Genomic DNA, 6,000 nt, shown 5'->3' on the forward strand with positions numbered 1-6,000 from the left:
AGGCCGCCGGGTACAAGTTTTGTCCTTCATCGCCCGGATGAAGGACGTTTTCTTGAACTCATTCACTGATTTTGTCCTTCATCGCCTTTATGAAGGACGTTTTAAGGCCGCCGGGTACGAATTTTGTCCTTCATCGCCCGGATGAAGGACGCTTTCGTCAACAAATTCACTGATTTTGTCCTTCATTGTCTTTATGAAAGGAGCTTGACAGCTGCTCTTTATATCGAAATTATTTAATATCAGCTCTTAAAAAAGATCAGGATTACTTAAAACAGGGAAAAAAATAAGCCGCCGAGACATCCCCGGCAGCCTGAGAACGCGGAAGTACAACGCTCATCACTTTGATCCGTTTTCTGATTCGCTGTCCACCGTTTTACCCACATAATAATCATTAACCTGTTCATGAGTTTCAGCAAGACCTTTTGTCGTCTCGTCCATATTTTCAGTTTTCTCAGGATTGTAGTTTTTACCGGCTACTTTTTCAGCGGTAGTTTTGTTTTCGCTCATACGTATCGCCTCCCTTGGTGATACGTATATGTACCCCTTCACGGCCTCACATAATCCTATTTTTTACGAGTCCGTTTAATAAGGTGTCATGCAGCCTATGGGCCTAATCCCGATCCAAGCCATGCTCATGTTCGGCTTTTACAATTTTATACTCGCGCCACTCTTCGGGCAGCATGGATTTATATTTCGGCGTAAGATAACGGTCATCAATCAAAACAATCGTGCCGGTGTCGGTTTCAGACCGGATCAGCCTGCCTCCTGCCTGAAGTATCTTATTCACTCCAGGATAGACATAGGCATAATCAAATCCATTCTTCCCCTGGCTTGAAAAAAATTCTTTCATCAGATTTCTTTCCGGGTTTACCTGCGGCAGGCCCACTCCTACGACTATGACGCCATTCAGCCTGTCTCCTTTTAAATCTATTCCTTCAGAAAAGATACCTCCCATTACAGCAAATCCAGTATGGGGTTCCTTAGAATCCTTAGAAAATGAAGCTAAAAAAGATTCTCTTTCTTCCTCAGTCATATTGGAGTTTTGTATGGTAATCTTCCCCGGGAATTCCTTTTCTGCAAATACGGTCAACACATCGTTCATATATTTATAAGAAGGAAAAAAGATTAAATAATTCCCCGGCATGCCGCTTAGCTGCTCATAAATGAAATTTGCAATAGGTACTAAGCTGCCTTGTCTATCATGATAACGGGTGGATAACGGGTAAACCAATATCTCTGTCTGTTCTGCAGCAAATGGTGTCGGGACCGAAATATGATAATCTTCTTGGTCAGCACCCAGCATATCCTGGTAAAACATAAGCGGCTGCAGTGTCGCTGAGAAATAGATTTTTGATCTATAGCCTTTTCCTGTTTTTTGCAGCAGCATCGACGGATCCAGGCATAACAGCGATACCTTTATCTCATTTCTATCTTTTTCGCAAAAAAATACAAATCGTTCATCAAATAGCTTTGCTATCCTTAAAAAATCGCCCGCCCGAAAAAATGCTTCAATAAGCAGGTCAGAATTCTCTGTCCCCCCCGAAATCAGTTCAGCTTCTGCAAAACCGGCAAATTGGTCTGCCAAACCCAGCAATTCCTCAGGAATCTCTTTAACTGCCATGAATCCCGAAGGAGGAATCTGTTTTTTAACAGCTATGAAATAATCATTTAGTTTTTTAGCCGCCTCAAAAATGACTTTGCTCTTATTTTTATATTCTCTTTTCAACTGAAGAAATTCAGATTTTATGATCTCTGCCGAAAACATATTCCTTGCCCGTTCCACCAGATTATGGGCTTCATCTATAAGCAGCACCGTTTCCTTCTTCTGTTCTTCAGTAAGTCTGCGTAATGAAACTTTGGGATCAAAAATGTAATTGTAATCGCAAATGATAACATCTGCTGTATAAGCAGCATCTAAGGAAAATTCAAAAGGGCACACTTTATGTTTCACAGCATATCGCTCGATTACTTTGCGGTCCATGATCGTTTCGTTAGCTAACATATCGAGAATTGCCCCATTTATCCGGTCATAATACCCATCCGAAAACTCACAGCTGTCTTTGCTGCAATGAAAGCCTTCTTTAAAACACACTTTCTCTTTTGCTGTTATGGTAACGGAATGAATGATAAGGCCCTTCTCTCCCATGAGATAAAAAGCTTCTTCAGCTGCTTGTCTAGTGATGGTCTTAGCGGTTAGATAAATCAGCCTCTTTCCTTTCTCTTCCGCCAATGCCTTTATGGAGGGGAAAGTGGCAGATATCGTTTTTCCAATGCCGGTGGGAGCATTGGCAAATAAACTTTTCTTTTCTGATATCGTTTTATATACCGCTCCCGCTAACTGTCTTTGGCCTTTTCGATAGGCAGGGTATGGAAAAATCAAGTTTTTTATACTGATATTTCTTTCATACAGATGCTGGAGCCTTAAGTTCGCGTAAGGTACATATTCTTGCAGTACAAAAAAAATAAATGACTCGAGCTCAAGCCAACTGAATTTTTTTCTAAAAACAGCCTTTTCTTCTGTATGTACATGTACATATGTAAGCTGTACAGTCATATGGGCTGTTCCATGTTCTTTCGCATACATATAGGCATACACTTTAGCCTGTGCCCAGTGAACCGGAAAGGTATCTTCTGTAATTTCATGAAGCTGTCTTTTAGTTGACTTGATTTCGTCAATGATGATTTCATCATTTTCCGATATTAGTCCGTCACAGCGCCCCTCTAGCTTAAAGGTTACATGTTCAAGTGAGAGCTCGGTACGTAAAAACACTTCTTTTCTGTCCGTCTCCTTGTAGGTCTGCTGTATTTTTTGATGGATTCTTGTACCTTCCGCCAAGGCTGTGGAGGACCTGAATCCGGTTTCAATACTGCCGCTGCTAAACACATATTCAACTAATGGCCTCACAGACAAACGAACTTCTTTCTGCATCCTATCACCCTATATTCAATCTTTTACCCCTACTATATCATTACCTTGCGCCAAATCCACAGTAAAAAAGCCGGCCATTAACCTGCCGGCTCATGATCAGATCAGCGTGCCTTAGCCACGATCCCATTATGGACCTTGATGTACCCAGACCTCAGAATATCCAGTCCGTTTTCGTAGAGGTATAAACCCATCTGTTCTAATGTCATTAACTCTCGATAGGTGTGATTCATCACATCTGCCATAATTTCATAATATAATTTCGACCGAAGCTGGGCCCTCGGGGTTGTCATGATCATATACCCGCCCGGTTTTACGAATTTCCTGTGCCATTCTACAACCTCTGCTTTCAATTCATCTGGAAAATGCTCAAGCAGCCCTACGCTCAGGACGATATCAAATTCATTGGTATACCCTAGCTTCCTTATATCAGATACGACGTACTCTGTTGGAAAGTCTGTCTTATAATAAATTTTTTTACTGCCAGTCAATGGATTTTCACCCAAAAAAGGATAGGATTCCAGAAATTCTCCATACCGGGTATCTTTACAGAAAGAATCATAATCAACCATCACTATTTCGCTTCCTGGATATAGAGCAGCCAGCTGCATGGCTTCATATCCTTCTGCAGCACCGAGGAACAATATTCTGGGCGCTTTTACATCGAGGCCTTCAAATAAGGCCCTCTTTCCCCGGGGATCCCATATTCCATCCTGGATTCTATGTACATAATTCCAAAGATGAATTTTGATAAGATCTCCGACGGCAGCCTTTGTGTCGGCCGGCTTAAATTGTTTGAGGCTTGTGAAGAAGGCTTTCTTGGTTTTATCCATTTCACCTGGGACATCTTTAACAAACCACTCATGAAACGACTTATTAAACATTTCCCAGGAAGTATGGGCGGGGAGTTCACGTCTGTTTTCCACTTCCCACTCTTTTTTTTCTTTAGCGTAGGAAGTCACCTGAAAGGGTCTCCCTATATCCTTCCACTTCATGGAAGACCAGTCCTTGACGGTATTCACTTTTACAAATTTATTGTATTCTTTTTCGCTATAGTTTCTTGTGTCGATTCTGTAAGATGGAGTAAGCGCTGTATGAGCTGACGGCTGGTTAAGATCCGTTTCAATGTCCAGCATCGTTTATCCACTCCTGAATTTTTTTATGTAATCTCTTTTAACCAGGCTGTCGATTCCATTGGGATCAACCTGTGCGAAAATCAAATCAACCTTTGGCATAGCACATAAGTTATAGTTTAATTCTTAAATCCACATGCGTTCTGCAGATTGAACCATATAATACCTATTCCATATGTATCATAAAAAACCCTTTACATTCTGTGAAATTGGAAAAGGTGCAGCCAAATAAATGGCAGCACCTTTATGGAACAAATATTTGTTTTAATGATATCACTTTTCCAGCCTAATTATTAGATTAAGCTAGATAGTATATATTTAGGTGAGAGTAATCAACATTCAAAACCTAAATATGAAAGCCCTACCTCTCTTCCATCCTGCGACTCCTAGGTCGCGCCAGTTGAAAAACAAGGTTTTGACTCTTTCAGCAAAATTTTATAATATACGGCAACACCGTTTTAATCTACGTTTTTAGCTGTAACTGTTCTCCATATAGAGCAGCATGTTCTATATGCCGGTATTACCCCAGCTTAATAAGTGCAGCAGCATGCACTTGGGTTAACATTAAGCGGAAATATCATGTTGTAATTAAAGTCTAATAAAATTCTGCTTTTAATTACCCTCGATATTTTCATTTAATATCCTCAACTAATATTAATGAAACTAAGTAATAATTATAACCTGGATATTTCACTTTGTCAAGGCCTGTTACTGAAAGAAAATTGATTACTCTTTTCAATTAGGTTCGTAGTACTCTTTTCCCCAGCCGCTTTCTTTTTAAACATGCTTAAAAATATTTGGTTTTTTGCAAAACTTATTTACACCCATTCACTAACACCTTATATATAAGTGGCGAAGAAACCTCACTTATTGGTTAATTTCTTAGATGACGATATGTTTATTCTTTCCTTTCATGATTTCATAGATGCCGTAGATTGCCAGACCAATGGATATAATCCCGAGAATCCATGGTCCGTATGGCTGGTGCAGCATTTTTTCTAATGCTCCATCTAGCCCTTTGGGGTTATTTGGGTTGACTGTTACAGCCATCTTCACAACAAAGTATCCAAGGAAACAGAACACGATTCCTTTTGATATAAGCCCGACCCTTCCCGATTTCTTTGTTACCTCTATTTCTTTCGGGTTCATTCCTGCAGTGTCGAATTGTTTTAAAAACCTCTTGCTCCACCCGGAATATATTTCACTTATGCCAAAGCCGATGATCCCTATTCCAATGATTCCAATAATCCATTGCCCCGCGTCCACTGTCAGCAGTTTTTCAGTCCAAGTTTGTTTGGCATTACCCTTCGTGCCGGCATGGACAGCAAGTGAGAACGCCTTAACAGCCAGTCCTGCATAAATTCCGCAAGAGATGGCATACCCAATCCTCCTCAGTATATCCTTCAGTCCATGCTTAGGTTTTGATTGTTTATTTATGACTTGAAAGAACAGCCACATTACATAGCCTGCCAGGCCCATGGCAATAATCCATACAATCACTTCTCCATACGGCCTGCTCACAACGGACCCCAGGACACCGCTTGTTCCCTTAGCATCGCCGCCCATGCCGCATGCTGCGAATAGGGACAAAACGCCAGCCAGGAAATAAACAGTGCCCTTAGCCATAAAGCCGGCCCGGGCGAACTTCTTTATCCAGGGTTTTAGTTCATGTGAGGTTTTTTTTGCCTGGGCTTTAACGTTCTTCTCAGCTTCTACGTTTAGCATTTAGAGAAACTCCTCTCGATTTCAACCACATGTTATTTCATTCCCGCATTAGGCAGGTTAGAAACTAACAAAGGGAAAAATGAGCGTTCCTTTTTATGGGTATTCCAATTCCGGTCTACCTGCAGTGTGTTTTGACGAATTTGTTCAGACAAAAAGAGGCTGGGACAAATCCTCCTCTGAAGTAAAAAAGCCAGTGGAATTTTACTCATCGTAAAA

The 6,000-nt window shown here is 40.9% G+C and carries 5 protein-coding genes; all 5 read right to left on the reverse strand.

Annotated elements, in window-relative coordinates; translation table 11 throughout:
* Positions 1–336: 336 nt before the first annotated feature.
* On the reverse strand, positions 337–507 hold the full coding sequence (locus tag CUU66_RS02865) for a YozQ family protein (protein WP_101640172.1): 171 nt from the start codon (positions 505–507) through the stop codon (positions 337–339).
* 103 nt (positions 508–610) lie between these two features.
* Positions 611–2,929: an ATP-dependent DNA helicase gene (locus CUU66_RS02870; protein WP_101640173.1), complete on the reverse strand. Its 2,319-nt coding sequence runs from the start codon at positions 2,927–2,929 to the stop codon at positions 611–613.
* Positions 2,930–3,030: 101 nt separating this feature from the next.
* Entirely contained in the window at positions 3,031–4,062 is a 1,032-nt protein-coding gene (locus CUU66_RS02875) for a class I SAM-dependent methyltransferase (RefSeq protein ID WP_101640174.1), read from the reverse strand.
* Between the two features lie 879 nt (positions 4,063–4,941).
* Positions 4,942–5,784 (reverse strand): DUF1206 domain-containing protein, encoded by an 843-nt coding sequence (locus tag CUU66_RS02880; RefSeq protein ID WP_101640175.1) that lies wholly within the window; start codon positions 5,782–5,784, stop codon positions 4,942–4,944.
* A gap of 32 nt (positions 5,785–5,816) precedes the next feature.
* Positions 5,817–6,000: hypothetical protein (locus tag CUU66_RS24525; RefSeq protein ID WP_219622775.1), on the reverse strand; the 184-nt coding region annotated here is incomplete at its 5' end.

The sequence above is a fragment of the Peribacillus deserti genome (genome assembly GCF_002863585.1).
GTDB lineage: Bacteria > Bacillota > Bacilli > Bacillales > DSM-1321 > Paraperibacillus > Paraperibacillus deserti_A.